Genomic DNA, 21,129 nt, shown 5'->3' with positions numbered 1-21,129 from the left:
CTCAGCAATCATTTGAATACCGCTTAAAGAATGGTTTCGCCATTCACCGTGACACCGCTCATGCTCACGGTCTTACCGTTAAGTCCCGATAAATCCAAATTACCCTCGACTGTAACCTGTGAAAAAGTAAAGTTATCCGGAGGAGTTCCCGTTAATGTAAGATTTCCTTTAACGACTGCATTTTCCAATGAAGAGATATCCGTGATATCCACAACCACATCACCTTCATGTGCTTTTGGGGCATCTGCCGTTCCGCCAAAGTCTTTGGCCAATACCACAGTCGGGTCTGTATTGCTTCCGGCCACATCCTTGATGCGCCCTTCAATGCTTGGATCGACAGTTTTCAGCCCGCTTACATAATCCCGTAAATTCTCCCAATCAGCGAGTCCGATATCTGTCACTCTTCCTTCTTCATAAGCCTTCTTGAAAACGGTGAATCCATCTCCGCCCTTTGCTGTAAAAGCATTGGTCGCCACGACATATTCCTTCGCTGCATCCAATTCGGAATATGTTCCATCTTGTCCAAGGACTTCAGCCTTTGTCACACGATTGCCAGCTTCCTTCGAACTGTCGTAGCTGAATTTCATTCCGGAAACATGCAGGAAGCCGCCATTTTCCTTAGGAGCCAGGCTTACACTATGCTCTAATGCTTCAATGATTTCTGCACCCGTAAGCTTCATCGTCGCCAACGTATTCCCAAACGGTAAAACGGTGAGGATTTCCCCTAAAGTGATCTCACCTTGATCGATGCCAGCGCGGATGCCCCCGCCATTTTGGAATGCTATGACCGTATCCTTATTGAATTCCTTCGCTTTAGAAAGCATTCCATCCGTAATTAAATTACCCAGTTCCGTTTCATTTTTGCGGACACTCGGCTTCGTTTCATCTCCTGCATCACGCGGTGTTTCCAAGGCTTTCACAGCTGTTGCACCCGTCTTTGTTTCCTTCAGCTCCTTAATCTTAGAGGAATATGTTTCAAGCACTTTTGCCGCTTCAGCATCATCCTGTTTTTCAGAAAGCTTAATTAACTTACCAGCTTGTCCGACAATCTTGCCTTGCTTATCGAATTCCACATCGATCGTTCCTAGGTAGTCGCTATACTGATACCCTTGAACGATGACTGTCGGCTCTTTGGCTTTCCCTTTATCATCCTTATCAATAACAACGGGGGCGTCCAACTGCGTATGGCTATGCCCGCCAACGATCACGTCGATGCCCTTGACCTTGGCAGCCAATGTTAAATCATTGTCATAAGCCGCATTGTCATCGTAACCGATATGGGATACGGCAACGATCTTATTGACTCCCATGCCTTTGAACGCCTTGACCGCTTTTTCGGCTTCTTCAAGGTAGTTTTCGAATTCTATACTTCCAGGGCTTGAAATATCTTTCGTCTCTTCAGTTGTAAGCCCGAAGAACCCTACCTTTTGGCCATCCACTTCTTTTACGATCCCATTGTATATTTTCCCTTGCTCTGGCTTACTTGAAATCAAGTCCGAGAATAGTCCTTTAAACTTATCATCTTTGGAAAAGTCCACGTTCGAACTGACAATTGGGAATTGTGCCCCTTTAATGAAGTCAGCCAAAGCTTGATGCCCTTCGGCACTTGATCCCAAATCAAACTCATGATTCCCGAATGTCATGACGTCATATTTCATTAAATTCATGAAGCGAAGATCCGCTTGCCCTTTGAATTCATTAAAATAGAGAGTTCCCGAAAATACGTCACCAGCATCAACCAAAAGAGCTTGCGGCTTACTCTTACGGACTTCCTTAACAGCCGTCACTCTTTTGGCCACATTGTCCAAGTGGGCATGCGTGTCATTCGTATGCATCAAGGAAAGCGTGATCGCCTTCGCAGGATTTTTCAAAGCTTCTTCGGCGGCAGCAACTTTCTTATCCGCCAATGCCATTTTCTCCAGGAATTCCTTTCGATCCGCTTCCTTGATTCCATTTAAATTAATGGCTGCTTTCGCCTTTTTAGCTGCATTTATCTGTTCTTTCGTTTTGAGTTCCCCATTGGCAAGAGCTACATAGGCATTGACCCGTTTTGCCACTTCTTTTTTCTTTTCTGCATATACGGCATCATCATACTTGCCTTTCACTTCTTTAACATAGGCATGTATGGCTTTTCCGAGCTTGGATGTTTTGCTGACTTTTTTCAACTGTGAAGAAACGGTGTGCATACGCTTGTCCGCGGTCTTTAAATCACCCTTCTTCACCCAGTAATCCGCCTTTTCATAGTAGTACGGAACTTTCAGGTCACCGTTCAAAGCTGTTTTGGTCGATTTAGTGAATTTATCGTATAAAAGCTTTTCGATTTTCGCACCGTAAACGGTATCTTTAATATTTTTATCTGCTTTTTTCACGGCTTTATCCAGTGCCTCGTATTGGTTTCTGATATCAATTGATTTCTTGGCAACGATTGCATTCGTAAGGGTGCCAATCGATTTGCCATGTGCAGCTTTTGCTTTCTCTGCCGCTTTATATCCTTTTACATAGCCTTCTGAACGAGTGATATACTTATCATAAGCTTCGATTTCTTTGTATTTGGCATCTTTTTCTTTTTTGCTTAGCATTGATTTTTTAATGGTAGAGTTGATGTCTTTTTTTGCTTGTTTTGCAGACTTGATTTGTTTTTCCACAGTGGACACTGAAGCGAGTTTAGAAGTGTAGAAATAGGTGTCGAATGGTTTTTTGATGGCGGCCTTGGCCGTTTTGATTTTACTATTCAGGCTAGTGGCAGCATCCGAAGGTGCCGGTGCCACTGCTACGATCGTTGTCGCAGCCATTATGGTAGCTGATGCAATTTTTACGATTTTCTTTTTCCCCATTATAGTTAATCCCCCCATAAGTTCTATACTGACATAACATCCAGCTAACTTATCCATACAATTGTCGCGCTTTTCCAAAAATAGAATTCCGACAAATGACTTACCCATACACAAATCCACCCTACTTTTTTCCTCTAAAGATCCGTGTATCTCTTATATTACAACAAAATAATCCAATTTTAAAACAAATTTACAATACATCACGGAATATTAACAGAATATTATCATTATAATCACCCTAAAATACCTAGTGACTAATTGATGATATATCAAGAAAATTATTTAATGGTAAAATAGAATCAATTTTAACTAAATCCAAACTAGTCTTTATACCTAATTGCTAAAAAGCAAAAAAGGGAGAGATTTAAATCTCCCCCGACTGCAGACAATGTAGAAGAAGTCTAGTTAGCCTCCAGTTTGTTCTTTAAAAAAGTCCAGTTGGGAAACTGGAGCTAATACCGGATACGTTCTTTTCTCGCATGAGAGAAGATTGTATTCAACCTTTCCAGCACTTTATTCGACCTTCACCGTACTTTATTCGACCGTTCACGAATTTTTTCGACCTTCACATTCTTATGGAAGGATTCAAAAAAAAAAGAGCATCAGTTACGATGCCCTTTTCCATCTTAATGCTTCAAGAAAGTGCCTTGCCGATACTCAAGATATGCCTGATCGATTTCCTCTTCAGTATTCATGACAAACGGTCCGCGGGCAACAACAGGTTCCATTAAAGGTTCTCCTGCATATAAAACAAGTCTTAAAGGTTCTGTCGCCGTTATATCAACTTCACTTTCCCCTGATTCTTTACAAGCACCCAGCCATAAGACCTGTCCCTTTGAGGCTCTCACTTCGTTGTTACCGAAGATTCCGCTTCCTTCTATTAGATAGATGATGCCATTGTAGCTTCCTGGTAAATTCTGTGTGACCGATGCTCCAGGCTCCAGGACCATCTCCACCATCGTCACGGGAACATGGTTTTTCGTTGTAGAGATAACATCCTTGGATGATCCGGAAAAGACGCGAATCAGTGCCCCATCTTCTTTTCTGACCGGCATATCCTTTGCCATTAAGTTTTGATATCTTGGTGTCGTCATCTTTTCACTCCGGGGAAGGTTGACCCAAAGTTGAAGGGAATGGGCAGTCACACCTTCGGAAGGCACCTCATTATGCACAACGCCGCTTCCCGCTGTCATCCATTGGACATCACCAGGTCCAAGTATCCCTCCATCCCCTGTATGACTGTCATAGTGCTCGATCGTTCCGTCAATGACGAATGTAACGGTTTCGATTCCCCTGTGCGGGTGGATATCGAATGATCCCTTTTGAAATTTATCCTCCATCATTAAAAGGAACGGATCACTCTTTTCCCAGTTTCCTGGTTCTATGACTGGTCCGGCCGTATGAATCGGACTATACCTTTGAAGCTTCACATCTTTCACTTCGACAATATCTCGTTTAAGATTATTTTCACTTTTCATTACTCCATTCCTCTCTTAAGTTACTAGTAAACTGATGAAAATGCTATCATTATGCTGCCTGGGGATCCGTCTTAGGATTCCTCCTGGCTGGGATTAGGCACTTCCCTCTGTAAACTATGTCTATGAATCTTTATCATCATCTCATGCATGTGCTTCTTTTCTTCATCATCCAATACATCGAATAATGAAGCTTGGAAATCGGATTGAATAGGCATGATCTTTTCCATTAACTCTTTCCCTTTTTCCGTTAATGAAATATATTTAACCTTCCATTGTTGATTACGGACGATCAAGTTCTCTTTTTCCAGCCTTGTCAGCATATGTGATACGCCTCCACGGCTTATCGTTAGGTGCTCCGCTAACTCGATTTGTGAAACAGGCTGATGGATAAGCACTTGTGCCAACATATCGAATTGTGCAGCGGTGACGCCGAAATGCTGTAAGTGTTCATTCGAAAGCTGATTGCTTCTATGATAAAAACGAACCATTCGCAGCCAAATCAGCAAACTCAATTTGTTCTCATCTGAAAATCCCCGTCTATCCATGTTAAGCCTACCTCCCATCTTTGATGCACCATCAGTTTACTAGTAATTTGATGACAAGTCAAATCGTTGGGCCTTTAACTTGTTGAAGCAGTATCCCCAACAGGCAGACCATACCACCAGTCAATCTATAGGGGATATTCACTTTGCAAAGATATAATAAACAGAACTACAGTACTCCCTTTTTTAAATTGGATAATATAAGATCATGCTTAATCGAGTTAATGTTTCCCCTGAATTATGGTAGGCGTGCGGTCTGTCAGCCTTGAACCTGATAGAATCACCATTCCTTACTGTATATTCTTCGTTATTTACACGTACAGTCACTTCCCCTTCAAAAACAGTTATGTACTCTTCCGTTCCTTCCCTATGCGAATCGGAACTTAGGAATCCACCTTTTTCTATCTCGACTGAATATACTTCAAAGCGCTTCTCATCCTCAAAGGGAAAGTAGGGATAAACTCGATATTTGCCGTTATCTTCAGATAATGATTGAATTTCACTTTTTAAAACAATTTTTGTATCCGGCTGCGGACTATTTATCAATGAAGAAAATGAAATCTTTAATCCATTGGCTATTTTCCAAATGGTTGTAATCGTAGGGCTCGATCCTCCCCTTTCTATTTGTCCGATCATCGTTTTGCTTACTCCAGTTAATTCTGCAACCTTTTCAAGACTTAATTTTTTACTTTCCCTGATGGTTTTTAAATTATTAGCAATAATAAAATTTATCTCTTCCATAAAAATTCTCCTTATTTACAATATAACGTCCGCATTGTACAATAAAAAGGAAGTCGTTATAATGTTATTTTTGGTCATTATAACATACAGAAGGGAGTCAACCATGCCTTTACTATCCTTTTTGCTATTTGTTTTTATTACGAGTTTCACTCCAGGTCCAAATAACATCATGGCCATGCTATTTGCGAACAAGTACGGATTAAAAAAGACGATTAAATTTTGTTTCGGGGTAGGTGCCGGTTTTTTTGTAATCATGTTATTGTGCAGTTATTTTAATGTTTTGCTTGAAAATTTCATACCAAAGATTGAATTTTTCATGATGATTCTAGGTGCAATTTATATGCTGTATCTGGCCATAAAAATCATTTCCAGTTCAAATAAAGATAAGGACGATAATGATGACAGGAACAATAGTTTTATAGCTGGCATGCTTTTACAATTCATAAATCCAAAAGGCATTCTTTATGGCATCACGGCAATTTCGACCTTCATACTGCCTTATCACTCTTCAAATTTCAGCTTACTATTCTTTTCATTATTTCTGGCTTTTGTTGGTTTTATGAGTACGTTCTGCTGGAGTATGTTCGGTTCTGTTTTTCAAACGTTTTTATCAAAGTATAGAAGTCAGTTTAATGTAATCATGGCTTTGTTATTAGTGTATAGCGCGATTTCGATTCTTGTACACTAAAAGTGTAACGGTACGCTCCTTCCATTAAGAAGGTGCGTTCCATCTAAATCTAGCGGCATTTCCTCAAAAAAAACATTTTCAGATGATTTCAGAAATCCGCTCCCTTTCCGCCGACTGGCTGCCAAGCCCCTCGGCTCAGCGCCTGTGGGGTCTCGGCTAGCCAGTTATTCGGCAGGAGTGTCGCAAATCTCTTCAATCCAACAAGGTTTCAACTATAAATCAGTAATGAATCATGGAGTATAACCAAGTCTTGGTTTAATGATTTGGTAGTAATTACATCAGACTGAGACTGGCATGTTCTATTGTCGGCCTACAGTTTTTTAGGGTTATTCGTGTTTTATCTAAAAGAAAAAACAAAGTTGATTGGAATGGAAGGTACGAGACTCCTGCGGGAAAAGCCCGTCCAGGGGAGCCCCCGCAGGCTCAAAGGCGCCGAGGAGGCTCCCGGACCGCCCGCGGAAAGCGAGTGCCTAGAGTGGAAATCATTTCACAAACCCTCTTTCAGACATCCGCTCCCTTTTTCCGCCGACTGTCTGCTTTTGGTGTTTCAGCTAGCCAGTTATTCGGCAGGAGTCAAATTTCTTCAATCCAATGAGGGTTTGCAGCTGAAGGGATCGTTAGTTTTTTCATGCCTCACCCTCCCCTTCCTTGCATTAAATAGTTAAGTTCCCTTCGAACATTGTCTTGGCATGTCCAGAAAGTTTAACTGTGTCTTCCGTTACTTCAACCTTCAATAGTCCTCCTCTTTCCGATGCCTGATAGGCTATAAAAATACTTTTGTCCAGCTTTCTTTCCCAATATGGTCCCAGACAACAATGGGCCGAGCCGGTTACATGATCTTCGTCAAGGCCTTGGGCAGGGGAAAAGAAGCGTGAAACGAAGTCATATTCACCGCTTTCCGATCGACTCGTTACAATGACACCACGAATCGGCAATTGGGCAATGGAATCTATATCCGGCTTTATATTTCTTACTATTTCCTCTGATTGAACTTCGACTAGATAGTCCCATTTGTTTTGTCCAACATACGCAGGCACAACGCCTAAAGCTTTTATCAGTAATTCAGGGGCAGCGGTCTCCTGCTCGATTAATGACGGGAACTCCAATTGAACCATTCCGTCAACGAAATTTGCAGTGAGTAGCCCGCTTTTCGTCTGATAGACGATTGGTCGATCCCTTGGCACGTATCCTTTACCCCACAAAAAGAAAGAGCTTGCCAGTGTCCCATGTCCACAAATAGGGATTTCAATGGAAGGTGTGAACCAACGCAGCTGCCATTCAGCTTTATGAAGGTGAATGAACGCAGTGACAGGCATATTAATCTCTTTAGCTATTTGCTGCATCCACTCACTGTCACTTTCCCCGGTTAGAAGGCAGACAGCCGCAGGGTTTCCTTTAAAAGGTTGATCTGTAAACGTATTAATGATGGTTAATTCCAAAAAAAAATGCCTCCTTTAATGGGATTGTCCGTAATACATTTCCACAATGTAGTACACATTTCCTTTATGGTCTTATCATTCCCTTGTTTTTAAAGTTCTCTTTATCTCATATGAAAAAGACCACCATATGGCGGCCTTTTGGATTTCTATTTTTTTCATTCATCCAAGGTCCCATATGGCATCCACGATTAAGCCCGTTGTTATAAAAATCCGGTAAACTTACCGTGCATTTCGAAATCACTAAAATAGACAGCTTTATAAAAAAAGCTGCCCATCACTATATTAATAAGCTGTAACAAAACACCCTACCGTTTCCTTACAATAAATGTATCCCCAAGCAGTTCCCAATTCTGGGGAAAAGGATAACCAAGCACCCAATAACTGAGACCCCTTGATCTGTAAATCTTCACCAGGTCGAATTTTGCTTTAGCACTGCGTGCGTCCTCAAACCAAACTTCATGTGTACGTCCCTGATTATCTTGGTACCTATAATAAGGTGATTGGGCTCTCTCGTCATATTTTATTTCTACATTATATTGGACGGCGCGTCTGATGGCTTCCTGCATGTCGAAAGTCTCTGCTTCCTGCCCCTCTTCATGAGGAATAAGCCAGTCCCGTGCATAAATTTGAAATCCTATGAAGATTTTGTTTGTTGGTATCACCGTTACGGCATAGTCAAGGACACGCTTAATTTCATTAATGGGGGAGATTGCCTGCGGCGGCCCTTTTCGGTAACCCCATTCATATGTCATCAGCACTACGAAGTCGAGCAGCCGTCCGTGAACTGGATAATCATGTGCCTCAACCAATGCTCCCTTTTGATCGGCGCTGGTTTTTGGGGCAAGGGAGGATGACACAAAGTAGCCCTCAGGATGCAATCGATCCACTGCTCTTTGGAGAAAGCGATTATAGAAATCACGATCCTCTGGTGCTACACTTTCAAAATCGATATTCAATCCACGGTATCCTTTATTTTTCATCGTTTTTATGACGTTCGTTAATACTTTTTCCACTAAACTTAAATCGGAAAGTATCGTATGTGCAAGCTGAGTTCCCGCTTCCGTGGCGGAAAAATTCGTTATGCACATCATGGGTATGACGCCTGTTGACTGTGCCGCCCGTATTGTCGGGATGTCATCTATGACTTCTAAGCTGCCATCTTGCCTCATTCTATAACCAAATGGACTTACGTAGGTCAAATCGTAGGCTACTTCACGTACCTGCTCCGCACCTACTTGCCCGTATACGTTTGTAAAACCATTTACATCAATGATGGGTTTTGGTTTTTGGGGAATCCTTATTATTCGTCCGATATGAATATTGGACGGATCTGTAATCCGATTCATTTGCATAATGGCTTGAACTGTCGTTTCATAACGTCTAGCTATATCATAAAGGGTATCTCGTTCCCTTACGGTATGATAAATAACCGGGATGGTTAGTCTCTGCCCTGGATAGATGGCTGAAGGATTTGTGATGCGATTCGATTGCATGATTTCCAGTACCGTAGTTCCAAACTGATTTGAGATTTTTTCTAGAGTATCCCCTTGCTGAACCCTGTACTGAAGATAAGGTTCAGGAATCAAAAGAGCTAGGCCAATCACCAGCTTATCTGGATTTTCAAGGCCATTGACCTGAACAATCCGGTTTGTACTGACACCATATTGCTGGGAAATTCCCCACAAAGAATCCCCCCTATTCACCACATGGATTTTCACATGCACTGCCCCACTTTCCTTCGAAATATTCCCTTCATTTTATTCCCCAAATAACCCTAATATGTTTTTTGCGTTCAACATTCCAGTATTCTTGGTTTTTTCGTCTTATTGTGTTTCACTTTTTTCCCCATGTGAGCCCGGATTCTTTATGTGAGATTTACAGTAGAGGAAAAAATGAAAAAGACCGCCATATGGCAGTCTTTCGTGTTTCAGTGTTTTACCATTCACCCAAAGTTCCTTGTCCATATTTATTTCTTTATGAACTCTGATTGTAAGCGATTGTTAACGTTGTTATAAAAATCCGGTAATTCCTCAAGTGCATTCCGAAAAGTTAATAGAATCGTATCGATTCCAATTGCTTGAAGTTCCTGAATTTTGCTTACAACCGAATCGTAACTGCCGATCAACCCTGTCCTGAATCCCTCATTATTAGCAACAAAATCACTAATAGAGGATGCATTTTTCCACATTCCTTTCGTATCTTTACGGTTTTTGAACTGTGCTATCGCCGTATCATCTGCATGTTCGATAATATACTGATATTCGCTTTTTGCCTCCTCTTCCGTTTTTCTGGCAATGACAAAAGCATTAACGGCAAATTTCACTTCACGACCATGCTTTCGTGCTACAGCCTTCACATATCCCATTTGTTCTTTCAACTCTACTATGGAAGCCCCATTCATAAAGTAATAGTCGGATAATTCCCCCGCCATCTCTTGGGAATCTTGGGAATTACCGCCTTGATAGATTGCTGGATATGGTTTTTGAATCGGTTTCGGTGCCAATATGGCATTCTTTATTTGATAATAGTCCCCTTGAAAAGAAAAATGATCGGTCGTCCACAATCCCTTTAAAACTTCTAGGTATTCCCTTGAACGTTTATACCGCTCTTCATGCTGAATCCATTCTATCCCAAACATTTCTTGCTCTTCTTTAAACCAACCGCTGACCAAATTTATGTGGAATCTCCCATTTGAGATAATGTCGATGCTTGAACTTACTTTTGCGAGGGTTGCAGGGTGAATGAAGCCCGGTAAAACCGCAGCAATAAAATGAACGTTTTCGGTATCCCCTGCCAAAGCAGTGATTACTGATAAGGGATCAAGTTGACCTCTATCCGTCGAGCTACCTCCAATACTGCCAACATAGCGAATGGCATAAAGGATGGAGTCAACTTGTAGCTGGTCTGCCATTTTAGCTAGTTTCCGATTATACTCCATACTTCCATCCGTATTTTGTTCTACGTTTGCCCGCAAGAACCCACCTGATAAATTAGCCCCCCAGATTGAAAATTTCATATTCTTCCCTCCTTATTTTTATGGACCCTCCTGCTCATAAAACCTTTTCTCCAAATAATGGTCGTACTGCTTGCCCAAATCTTTCTGCCTCCTCTAAATGAGGAAAACCGGATAGGATAAAATGCTTGACGCCAATATCGATATATTCTTGCAGGCCTTCCCTTACTTGTTCAGGGGTGCCTACGATGGCTGTACCCGCTCCTTTCCTGATTTTCCCGATTCCTGACCAACCATATCTTCCAAAACGCTCATTGTTCCTCGTTAATTCATTCATCCGTTTTTGGGCCACTGAATCCGTCGTTTCATAGTAATGATTCATATTACTCAGAGTTTCCCTGTCAGCCTTACTTATTATTTTTGCGGCTGCCTCCCATGCTTCACTTTCCTCATCCCGAACGACCACATGAATCCTGACACCATATTCCAATTGCCTTCCATACTTCTTAGCCCTTTGTTTGACATCATTGATTTGTTGTTCAATTTGCTGGGCTGGTTCTCCCCATTGCAAATAAACATCGGCAGATTTCGCGGCAATTTCCTTTGCTGCATCGGATGAACCGCCAAAATGAATCGGAATATTCGGACTTTGGCGGATACTTGGATTCAATACTCCATCACTGATCGTAAAATATTCTCCTATATGATTAACCTTCTCTTCCGTCCATGATTTTTGTACGACTTCAAGGAATTCACCTGTTCTGGCATATCGCTCATTATGCTCAACGAAGTCACCATCCTGCCCCAATTCCTTTGCCGAGCCTCCAGTCACTACATTGACAAGCATTCTCCCTTCCGAGAATTGATCAAGGGTCGCGGCCATTTTAGCCGCTACCGTCGGAGCGATGAATCCTGGGCGAAAAGCGATTAACGGCTTAATTATTTTTGTATGATGAATGATGGCCGAACCCACTATCCATGAGTCTAGGTAAGGTATGCCCGTAGGAATTAATATCCCTTCAAAACCGGCCTTTTCAGCTGCTTTCGCAACGCTTATTATATAATCCAAAGTAGGCTTCCTCTGCGGCTCGTTTAGGCCTAAGTATTCACCATCACCATTTGTAGGTGCATACCAGTAAAAATGTACAGACATAATAGGACCTCCTTATTTTAAAACCTCATAAGCATAATCAACGAGTTTCTGCTTATTTTTATAATTATTAAACTGGGCTGCATACGTTCTGACAGGATCGCCGGAATAAAATCTCTCATATAATTCATGTCTTGATGCAAGCGGACTCCCCAATAGATCCCACGTTAATTTAATTAATCGTGTCCTATCTTCTGCAGATGTCTCTGTACCCTGGTAATACTCTTTTAACAAAGGACCTATGGGACCTTCCAATTCTTTTATGCTGGATGGGACCTGCAATAGCCCCCCTGCCCCAATCTGCTGGAGAATTTCCAATGCCCTTGGGTAGAATCTAGTTCCCAGATTCCTTGCTGTCGCTAAGTAATCTTGATTAGGAAGCAGGATGCCGTTATACATTTTTGCTTTATATTCTGAAGCGAGCAGTAATGCTTTAATGGTTTCTAACTGTATGATCAATTCTGCAAGCTTCTCTTTCACATGCAGAAATTGTGTTGCCCCAGCCGTTTCCGCTAATTCGTTTCCGATTGCTGCGACACTTTCCAGTTTGCTGACAAGTCTCACTACTGTTTGATGCTGGCTAAGCCGTGATGAAGGGGCATCACAACGAAGCTTCCATGCAAATTCCGGATCCTCATGAACCAGCACTCGCTCCCAAGGGATGAATACATCATCAAAAATCAAGACTGCATCCATTTCGTCAAAACGTGCACTTAACGGGTGGTCCTCCTCCCGTTCATCGGCAAATGATTCCCTGCAAACGATATGCAAGCCTTTGGCATTGACAGGCACAAAGAAAACATTGGCGAATTCACGTTCATTTTCTCCTCTCTTGTGATAGGAAAAGATTAAAATTTCATCAACATACGGAGCTGCTGTTGCAATCATTTTCGCACCGCGAACATAGATCCCTTCGCTATCTTTACGGCTGATATGTAAAATCCCCGGTTTCTTTTCCACGAATGTTTTTGAACGATCCTTTTGTGGATCATGCCCTGCTACTGTTGACAAAAAATCAAGATTACGGGATTGATAGTAATAGCTTTCTATTTTTTCAGAAAAACCTGGATGTGCATCTTCATACTCTGAACGGTTTGCAAACCAACCAGTAAATATGGAACGCGAATATTCAGATAGACGGCTCATGACTCCAAAAGTCTGATCGGCCCAATGCTGATACGCCAAACGTTTTTTTTCCAGATCCTTATGCGTCCTTGGAACGAGAAAGGACAGGTTCGCAGCAAGCCCTTCCTCCGTTTGGTATGTCAGCAAGGATTTACTGTCTGCTTTTGTTTGTAAATCCAACAATGACTGTATCGTATGGACCGTTCCCTTAAATGCAGGATGTTCGTCTAAGTTTTTGACGATATCCCCATCTAACCAGATATTTCTGCCGTCATTAAGTCGTTGAAGATAGCGATTGTTTTCGATCATCACGATTCCCCTTTCCATTTATCCCCTCCAAAAAACGGTGGAGTTTTCGTTTTAATGGCTCTTTATCATAGGTTTCATACTGAAAAGCGAAGGTTCGAATGGGATCCCCCGTATACAGCCTTTCATACAGATCATGCCTCGATCCCAGTGTGCTTCCAATCAGTTCCCATCCTATTTGAAATAAAGACGTTTTAGTGACGGCATCAACATTCGCTCCTCTAAAATACTTTTCCAATAGTGGAATGAGGTCGTTGCTGTCCTCTATCGTTGTAGAAGGGAGCTGGATAAAACCGCCCGCCCCGATTTGTTTTAAAATCTCGATCGCTCTTGGATAATGGCGGGTTCCAAGATTTCGGGCCGTTTGCAAAGGTACGAGAGCAGGCAGATAAACGCCCTTTTCGTTATGTGAACCTTGAACCTCTGAAGCAATAAGCAACGCTTCTATACTATCGATTTGGGTATATAGTTCACCAAGCTTTTCCTTAACTTGTAAGAATTGATCAACACCGATCGATTGAGCGATAGCCGTAGCCACCCCCGTTACGAATTGAAGCTTCGTAAGCAAGCGAACGACCGTCTGATGATGGGCGAGACAGTTTAATTGCTGGTGCCGCTGAGCTTCAAACACTCCTTCTACGGATCCCCTAATCAATACGCGTTCCCACGGAATCAACACATCATCAAAAATTAAAACAGCGTCCATTTCATCAAATTGTGCACTTAATGGATGTTTCTTTTGGTCTTTTGAAGCGTATGATTCACGACAGACAATTTGCAGGCCTGGAAGATTCAAAGGGATAATGCACATATTGGCATGCTCCGTTTTATCAGGAGTCAGCTTCTGATGCGGCATGATGATGACATCATGTGCATACGGGGAAGCGGTAGCTATCATTTTAGCCCCTCTAACAACAATCCCTTCTTCCGTTTCCCTTATGACTTTCAATAACGCATCTTCCTGTTCATCACTTGGCTTTGACCGATCTATCTGAGGATCAAGAATGGCCTGGATCACAATACGCCGTTCATCTCTAGCCTGTTCATAGTATGCAGTGATTTTTTCGGAAAATCCTGAATCATACTGGTTAAAGAAATCCCTATCAATGAAATATGCTGTGACCATCGAATTCGCATAGTCGGATAATCGGCTCATCACTCCGTAAGTTTTCCGCGACCATAACTCAAAAGCCTTTCTTCTTGAAATCAGTTCTTCCAAGTCTTTAGGAATGAGAAAAGATTTATGAACATATTCCTTTGTTTTTGGACTTTCATACCCGACAATCTTTTGTTCTTCAGGTGAATCCAGCATATCCAACAAATTTGTTAAAGTTTTCAAAGTGCCTGTGAAAGCCTGATGGGCATATAAATCGTCTATTTTCTTTCCATCAAGCCAAACATTTCTTCCATCTTTCAAACTTTCGGCAAGCCGGCTTCTCTTATTCATTAAGTTCCCAAATCCTCCCTGGATAACACAAAAGCCCTTGAAGGAGTATGGAACTGACTCCTAACAAGGGCTCTCGGTTGTCCGATAAGCTATTTTTTTATGTTCACTATCATAATCCGATAAAATCAATTGGTCAAGTGTGTTTTCAGTTTTCACCCATAAATATCCATAAAAATTAACACTTGATAAATTATCCATACTCTTGTTATAGTTTAATTATTCCAATTGGAAAACTATACTATGCAAGCCTACCGGATAACCGGCGGCATGAACAAAACTTGTTCATGCTTTTTTTTATTCCTAAAAAAAGAATGAACCCTATACAAAAAAAGAAAAGAGGAATTCCATGAGAAATTCATTTCTGTTCATCATCATGTCTCTATTATTCGTCCTGTTGCTTTCAGCTTGCAACAGCAACGGCAGTGAAAAAGCAGCGAGTGAGGGTGAAGCTAAGAAAGAAATTATTTTCGGCTTCACTCCAGGTCCTTATAGTGACCAGGTGAAAAAAGGCATAGAACCTTATTTGAAAAATAAAGGATATGCCGTTAAATACGTGGAAATCAGTGACCCAAACCAACCAAACTTTGCCTTGGCCGAAGGCTCCATCGATGTAAATGTATTTCAGCATACTGCTTTTTTCAAAAATTTCATCAATGAAAATAAACTGGAGCTTACCGAAACCATTAAAGTCCCCACAGCACCTATGGGCTTATATTCCGATAAGCATGACAGCAAGGATGAATTGAAGGATGGGCAAAAGGTGGCAATCCCGAATGATCCCGCTAACGTGGCAAGAGCATTAAGAATGCTTGAACAAATAGGGTGGCTTCAATTAAAAAAAGGATACGATCCCTTGACTGTCTCCAAAAAAGATATCATCGATCAAAAGGTGAACTTTTCATTTGTTGAGGTGGAACAGGCTCAAGTTCCCCGAATCTTGCCTGATGTAGATTATGCGGTAGCCAATGGGTATACCATCTTGGTATCCGACCGGAAACTATCTTCTGCCCTTTATTTAGAGGATCCCCCATTTGAATATCAAAATTTTGTAGCAGTAAGAACCGAAGATAAGAACAAACGATACGTGAAAGAAATCATTAACGCCTACCACTCCCCTGAATTTCAAAAAGCGATTGAAAGCAATACAGAATTTGAAGGATTTCACCGACCTGATTATTTTAAATGAATGGATATAACGCTTTAAGATTGGGAGGTTCCAGAATGATAACATTTAAAAATGTAGGTAAGACATTTACTGTGAAAAACGAATTATTCACTGCCGTTTCCCATGTAAATCTGGATATTAAGGAGAATGAAATATATGGGATCATCGGTTTTAGCGGTGCAGGTAAATCGACTTTACTGCGCATGGGCAACCTATTAGAAAAGCCTACTGAAGGCACGATAGCAATAAATGATTCTATCCTTAGTGATTTATCTGGCAAACGGCTTCGGGAAGCACGAAACAAAATCGGGATGATATTTCAACATTTCAACCTCTTGGCAAATCGAACGGTACATGGAAATGTTAGCCTCGCATTGGAACTTGCCAATGTACCAAAGCATGAGCGAGCCAAAATTATAGCTGAATCCCTGCAAATCGTTGATTTAACTGATAAAGCCAATCATTATCCGGCGCAGCTCTCTGGCGGACAAAAGCAAAGAGTCGCTATCGCCCGTGCCATAAGCACAAGACCTAATGTATTGCTATGTGATGAGCCCACCTCTTCACTTGATCCGCAAACCACTCAATCCATCCTGGCCTATCTAAAAAAAATAAACGAAACCTATGGTGTGACCATCCTGATCGTGACTCATGAAATGGATGTAATTCGAAGGTTAGCAAATAGGGTGGCGGTCATGGAAAAGGGGAGAATCATGGAGGAATTGAACCTAGCGGATAATAGAACCATACCCACAACGAAAATCGGTAAAATTCTATTAAAACATGAATCTGAAGAGGTGAAGGTAAGTGTTTGATAATATTATTTCCTTACTTCCTGAAATTTACTTAGGTGCAGGCCAAACATTTTTAATGGTGGGAATAGCAGTATTGGCAGCTATCTTATTGGGCCTCCCACTTGGTTTCATTACATTTTTAACTTCAAAGGAGCAATTACTCGAACAGACTATCTTAAATAACGTTTTAAACGCAATGATCAACACGGTCCGTTCCTTCCCATTCATCATTTTACTCATTGCTCTTATACCATTTACAAGAACGATATTGGGAACATCTGTAGGTCCGCTGGCCGCTTCCATCCCATTATCGATAGCTGCCATTCCTTTTTTAGCTCGGCTTGTTGAACAATCTTTACGTGAGGTGCCAAAGGGAACCATTGAGGCAGCTGTTGCTATGGGTGGATCCCCCTCCCAGATCATTTTCAAAGTATTATTATTAGAAGCGCGTTCCGGTCTCCTGTTAGGACTCACTGTTACTGCCGTTTCTTTCATATCCTACTCGGCTATTGCAGGGGTCGTGGGCGGCGGGGGCATTGGCGACTTGGCCATTCGTTATGGATACTACCGTTTTCAGACTGACATCATGATAACAACCGTATTCCTTCTTATTATCATTGTTCAATCCGTCCAATTCGCCGGAAATTACCTTTCTGCTAAGCTTGATAAAAGGTGAACGCATTCATAGCCTTTCCTGGTGGGAAATCCAATGAAAGGCTATGACTCTTTCTTTAAATCTGCTTGTATAAAAAGCATTGCCCGTAACATATTTTCCACAAAAAACCCTTCGTTATCTTTATTAATCGGCAAAACAACCTTCACATCAAATTCAATTAAAGAGAATCATTTTCCATCTTTATCTTCACACAACACCACAAGATGTACACCCACATTTAACCCTCATTCCGGACTCCTAAGCAACGGGAATTAATTCATGTACCTCTCCATTAAAAGGTAAGATAAAGCCATCACAAAGAGTAATAAAGGCCTTAAATCACCTGATTTAAATCATATTAACCTCGACCAAATACCATTTTGGTATGGTATAATTATAGAAGGGTGACTTTTTGCTTCAGGAGGTGAAAGAATGACGATCAGCAGTATCATATTGGTGGTGGCGGCAGTCTTTATCGGCGCCTTGATGCGGACGATGTTCGGGTTCGGTGAAGCGATTGTCAGCATGCCTTTGCTTGCCTTACTTCACATTCCGCTTAATACTTCGGTTTCCTTGATTGGATTGGCCGGACTTACCGTCGCTTCACTAACCGTCGTTAGCGGATGGCGGCATATCGAACGCTCAGTACTAATCAGGCTGGCGGCTTCAACGGTGATCGGCATACCAGCCGGCCTCGCTTTGCTCCATTACGCACCTTCTATGATCATTACTTCTGCACTCGGTGTTTTTTTGATTGCATATGGGGGTTATTCTCTTCTAAAGCAAAGACTTTTTCAGGCTGTGGATAAACCATTACTTAACTCGAAGGGCTGGGTATGGCCGTTCGGTTTTGCGTCGGGAGCCCTTGGCAGCGCCTATAACTTTAACGGAGTGCCGGTCGTCGTCTATGGAACTTTGCGGAGATGGAATCCAGATCGATTCCGCGGAACATTGCAAGCCCATTTCCTGATATCCGGAATCCTGGTCGTGACAGGTCATGCGCTAGGCGGACTTTGGACAGCCGATTCACTTATTCTTTACGCTTATTCCATTCCAGCCATATTACTTGCGACAGGTCTCGGAATCTTCATGAATAAGCGAATACCCGCGAAGAAATTCGAAAGTTATTTATTCTTCATCATCATTGCGCTAGGTGTACTATTATTGATTCCCCATGACTGATAACCAATAAAAGCCTGATTTCTCATTGAAACAACGAGGAATCAGGCTTTTTCAGGAATAATAGAATCATAGTCGAACCATCAACCGCGGATATCACGTTTGTTATATCCGATAAAGCCTGCAGCCAGTAATAAGATAGCTATGATGGTAAGCATGGATACTTTCATGAAGTTCAAATCTTCAACAGGAAGCTTCGGAATATGGCCAAATGGTGTTAGTTTTCCCATCCATTCCGGGAATTGAAGCATTCCCCCTAAATAAACGACTAAGATTGAGTATGTCAAGTAAAGCCAAGTCAAGCCGGATAATTTTGGTGCAAAGCCAATAAACAGCACGGCGACACCAATCATGATCCACATCGCAGGCAGGTAGACCATCGCTGCACTAAATATAGTGCCGAAAGCAATCCCTTCATCCATCACGGAATTCCCAACTGCCCAAAGACCGATGTCAGCAAGCGCAAGCATGAGAAAACCGCCAATAACGGAGATGATAAGATAGCTGCCCATAAGCCTTGTACGGGATACAGCGCGGCTCAGTAAATGTTCAGTATGGTTCTTTTTTTCTTCCCCTTTAAGTTTTAACATCGCCATTAAAGGCGGGATGGTGCATATCATTGCGATGACTGACATCAACATTGTCAAGAATTGTTCTGTCAGCGAATAGCCTTCAACTGGCGTCAATAGTTCGGCCATCATTTCATTTTTTGTAAAAAAGGATTCTAAATCACCTAAAACGGAACCGTAAGATGCACCCAAAATGAACATCCCGGCTGCCCAGGCAATCAATCCTGTACGCTGAAGCCTTAGCGCGAGACCAAGCGGACTTTTTAATAACGATGAAGCATATACCCGGCCGGGCTTAGCCGGAATGAATCCAGCTTCCAAATCACGGATGGCATTCAAATATAGAGATAAGGCAACCAAAATGATTGCCGCACCGATCGTAAGGATGATTGGCCACCAATAATTATTCACGTATACTTCAGAACCTAAAATCCAACCCAATGGTGAAAACCAGGAAAGTGTTTCATTGCTTACATCCCCAATCGCCCGAATAAGATAGGAGAGAAGCAAAACAGTGATGGAGTAACCAATCGTACCCCGAGCACTCTCGGTAAGCTGGGCAAATAATGCCGTTATTGCCGAGAAGAAAATACCGGTTGCCCCTAACGCAGCTCCATACATAAGGGAACCTTCCAAATCCATGCTTTCAATTCCCAGAGCATATAATCCGAAGCCCGTTATTAACGCGATCAATGCATTCGTACCAAACGATACGGAAATGGTTGCATATAAATTAGCCAAACGTCCAGCCGGAAAAGAACGGATCATCTCGATACGGCCGTCCTCTTCATCTGCGCGTGTATGGCGTGTAACAAGTAAAATACTCATTATCCCCACGGCCATAGCGGTTAACAGTAACATTTGATGCGCCATCATCGCTCCGTTTGTATAGTCAACCAGGCCGTAACCTTTCCCCACCATCGCTGTCATTGCAGGGTTCTTCATCGTTTCTGCAATGGTTTGCCTTTCTAGCCCAGTCGGATACAGATCGGTGAATGCCATCGCAACCATAAATGAAAGGACGGATAAGGAAATGATCCAAACAGGGATTCGAATCCGATCTTGCCGTACGATGAATCGGGAGAGTCTTCCTGTATTATGATAGGACTGGTTCGCCATTATAACGCACCTCCCGCCCCAGAATCAGAAGTCTTCCTTACACCTTCATAATGGCTCATGAATAAATCTTCCAATGTAGGCGGCGCGCTTTCCAATTTCACAATTCCAAACTGGCTTATATACTTCATGACATTATCCAATTCACCTGTATCCACTTGGAATGAAAATGCCCGGTCTTTCATCACGATATCCCAAACACCGTTTACATTCCCTAAAGCAGGAATAGGATGCTTCGTTTCGACAAGCAAGCTTGTTCTCGTTAAATGACGCAGCTCATCCAATGTTCCCGTTTCAATGATTTGCCCTTGCCGAATGATGCCCACTTTATCGCATAACCTTTCCACTTCAGAAAGAATGTGACTGGAAAGCAATATGCTTTTTCCTTCCTTTTTCGCGTCCATCACACATTCCTGGAAAACCCTTTCCATCAATGGATCTAGACCTGATGTTGGTTCATCCAATATATAAAGGTCGGCATCAGATGAGAAAGCAGCAATCAAAGCAACCTTTTGCCTGTTTCCCTTTGAATATGTTCCACATTTCTTGGAAGGATCCAGATCGAATTTTTTTATTAGTTCTTCGCGCCTGCTTTTATTGTTCGTCCCGCGTAATTCAACAAATAGATCAATAACTTCCCCGCCTGTTAAGTTGGGCCATAGGTTCACATCTCCCGGAACATACGCGATTCGCTTGTGAATTTCAACGGAATCTTTCCATGCATCCATGCCAAAAATCTTCGCTTCCCCATCGGTCGCTTTTAAAATCCCAAGCAGCACCCGGATCGTTGTTGATTTTCCAGCACCATTAGGACCGATGAAACCAAATACCTCCCCTTTAATCACTTCAATGTTCACACCATTTAAAGCAGTGAACTTTCCAAACTTTTTCGTTAAATCCGTTGTTTTTAAAACTGACATTCCTCATCCACCTCTTCCTCATTGAAAA

General features: G+C 42.0%; 17 protein-coding genes. 5 read left to right on the top strand and 12 right to left on the bottom strand.

Annotated elements, in window-relative coordinates; genetic code table 11:
• Window positions 1-23: 23 nt before the first annotated feature.
• From MPH60_RS22890 to MPH60_RS22875, 4 genes are all read right to left on the bottom strand, one after another.
• Complete coding sequence (locus tag MPH60_RS22890; RefSeq protein ID WP_241591964.1) at window positions 24-2,942, bottom strand: bifunctional metallophosphatase/5'-nucleotidase; 2,919 nt, start codon at window positions 2,940-2,942, stop codon at window positions 24-26.
• 518 nt (window positions 2,943-3,460) lie between these two features.
• A complete protein-coding gene (locus MPH60_RS22885; RefSeq protein ID WP_241591967.1) occupies window positions 3,461-4,312 on the bottom strand; it encodes a pirin family protein in 852 nt (283 codons plus the stop codon).
• Window positions 4,313-4,383: 71 nt separating this feature from the next.
• The gene (locus tag MPH60_RS22880; RefSeq protein WP_241591969.1) at window positions 4,384-4,857 is read right to left on the bottom strand and encodes a MarR family winged helix-turn-helix transcriptional regulator; all 474 of its coding nucleotides are present in this window, start codon (window positions 4,855-4,857) and stop codon (window positions 4,384-4,386) included.
• Window positions 4,858-5,040: 183 nt separating this feature from the next.
• Entirely contained in the window at window positions 5,041-5,595 is a 555-nt protein-coding gene (locus MPH60_RS22875; protein WP_241591972.1) for a helix-turn-helix domain-containing protein, read from the bottom strand.
• 103 nt (window positions 5,596-5,698) lie between these two features.
• Here MPH60_RS22875 and MPH60_RS22870 point away from each other — a divergent pair, with 103 nt between their 5' ends.
• Complete coding sequence (locus MPH60_RS22870; protein WP_241592113.1) at window positions 5,699-6,283, top strand: LysE family transporter; 585 nt, start codon at window positions 5,699-5,701, stop codon at window positions 6,281-6,283.
• Window positions 6,284-6,936: 653 nt separating this feature from the next.
• Here the strand turns inward: MPH60_RS22870 and MPH60_RS22865 are convergent.
• From MPH60_RS22865 to MPH60_RS22840, 6 genes are all read right to left on the bottom strand, one after another.
• Window positions 6,937-7,722 (bottom strand): PhzF family phenazine biosynthesis protein, encoded by a 786-nt coding sequence (locus tag MPH60_RS22865; protein WP_241591974.1) that lies wholly within the window; start codon window positions 7,720-7,722, stop codon window positions 6,937-6,939.
• 305 nt (window positions 7,723-8,027) lie between these two features.
• Window positions 8,028-9,440, bottom strand: a complete 1,413-nt coding sequence (locus tag MPH60_RS22860) for a LysM peptidoglycan-binding domain-containing protein (RefSeq protein ID WP_241591976.1) — start codon at window positions 9,438-9,440, stop codon at window positions 8,028-8,030.
• A 248-nt stretch (window positions 9,441-9,688) separates the two neighbouring features.
• A complete protein-coding gene (locus MPH60_RS22855) occupies window positions 9,689-10,738 on the bottom strand; it encodes an LLM class flavin-dependent oxidoreductase (protein ID WP_241591978.1) in 1,050 nt (349 codons plus the stop codon).
• A gap of 34 nt (window positions 10,739-10,772) precedes the next feature.
• On the bottom strand, window positions 10,773-11,828 hold the full coding sequence (locus tag MPH60_RS22850) for an LLM class flavin-dependent oxidoreductase (RefSeq protein WP_241591980.1): 1,056 nt from the start codon (window positions 11,826-11,828) through the stop codon (window positions 10,773-10,775).
• Between the two features lie 12 nt (window positions 11,829-11,840).
• Complete coding sequence (locus MPH60_RS22845; protein ID WP_241591997.1) at window positions 11,841-13,277, bottom strand: 4-hydroxyphenylacetate 3-hydroxylase family protein; 1,437 nt, start codon at window positions 13,275-13,277, stop codon at window positions 11,841-11,843.
• Complete coding sequence (locus tag MPH60_RS22840; protein ID WP_241592000.1) at window positions 13,225-14,703, bottom strand: 4-hydroxyphenylacetate 3-hydroxylase family protein; 1,479 nt, start codon at window positions 14,701-14,703, stop codon at window positions 13,225-13,227. The genes MPH60_RS22845 and MPH60_RS22840 overlap by 53 nt, the downstream gene beginning before the upstream one ends.
• A gap of 346 nt (window positions 14,704-15,049) precedes the next feature.
• Between MPH60_RS22840 and MPH60_RS22835 the strand changes: the two genes are divergently transcribed.
• The 4 genes from MPH60_RS22835 to MPH60_RS22820 all read left to right on the top strand — a co-directional run bounded on the left by MPH60_RS22835 (window position 15,050) and on the right by MPH60_RS22820 (window position 18,499).
• Window positions 15,050-15,889: a MetQ/NlpA family ABC transporter substrate-binding protein gene (locus tag MPH60_RS22835; RefSeq protein ID WP_241592009.1), complete on the top strand. Its 840-nt coding sequence runs from the start codon at window positions 15,050-15,052 to the stop codon at window positions 15,887-15,889.
• Between the two features lie 35 nt (window positions 15,890-15,924).
• A complete protein-coding gene (locus MPH60_RS22830; protein ID WP_241592011.1) occupies window positions 15,925-16,683 on the top strand; it encodes a methionine ABC transporter ATP-binding protein in 759 nt (252 codons plus the stop codon).
• Window positions 16,676-17,338: a methionine ABC transporter permease gene (locus tag MPH60_RS22825; protein ID WP_241592013.1), complete on the top strand. Its 663-nt coding sequence runs from the start codon at window positions 16,676-16,678 to the stop codon at window positions 17,336-17,338. The genes MPH60_RS22830 and MPH60_RS22825 overlap by 8 nt, the downstream gene beginning before the upstream one ends.
• Before the next feature lie 411 nt (window positions 17,339-17,749).
• Entirely contained in the window at window positions 17,750-18,499 is a 750-nt protein-coding gene (locus tag MPH60_RS22820; RefSeq protein WP_241592015.1) for a sulfite exporter TauE/SafE family protein, read from the top strand.
• An 80-nt stretch (window positions 18,500-18,579) separates the two neighbouring features.
• Here MPH60_RS22820 and MPH60_RS22815 read toward each other — a convergent pair whose 3' ends face one another.
• Both MPH60_RS22815 and MPH60_RS22810 read right to left on the bottom strand, forming a co-directional pair.
• Entirely contained in the window at window positions 18,580-20,184 is a 1,605-nt protein-coding gene (locus MPH60_RS22815) for an ABC transporter permease (RefSeq protein WP_241592017.1), read from the bottom strand.
• Window positions 20,184-21,101 carry an ABC transporter ATP-binding protein gene (locus MPH60_RS22810; protein ID WP_241592026.1) on the bottom strand — a complete coding sequence of 306 codons (918 nt, stop codon included), beginning with the start codon at window positions 21,099-21,101 and terminating at the stop codon, window positions 20,184-20,186. The genes MPH60_RS22815 and MPH60_RS22810 overlap by 1 nt, the downstream gene beginning before the upstream one ends.
• Window positions 21,102-21,129: the final 28 nt, after the last annotated feature.

The organism is Peribacillus sp. Aquil_B1 (genome assembly GCF_022603275.1).
Classification (GTDB): Bacteria; Bacillota; Bacilli; order Bacillales; family DSM-1321; genus Peribacillus.
This window is presented reverse-complemented; position numbering and strand designations above follow the sequence as displayed.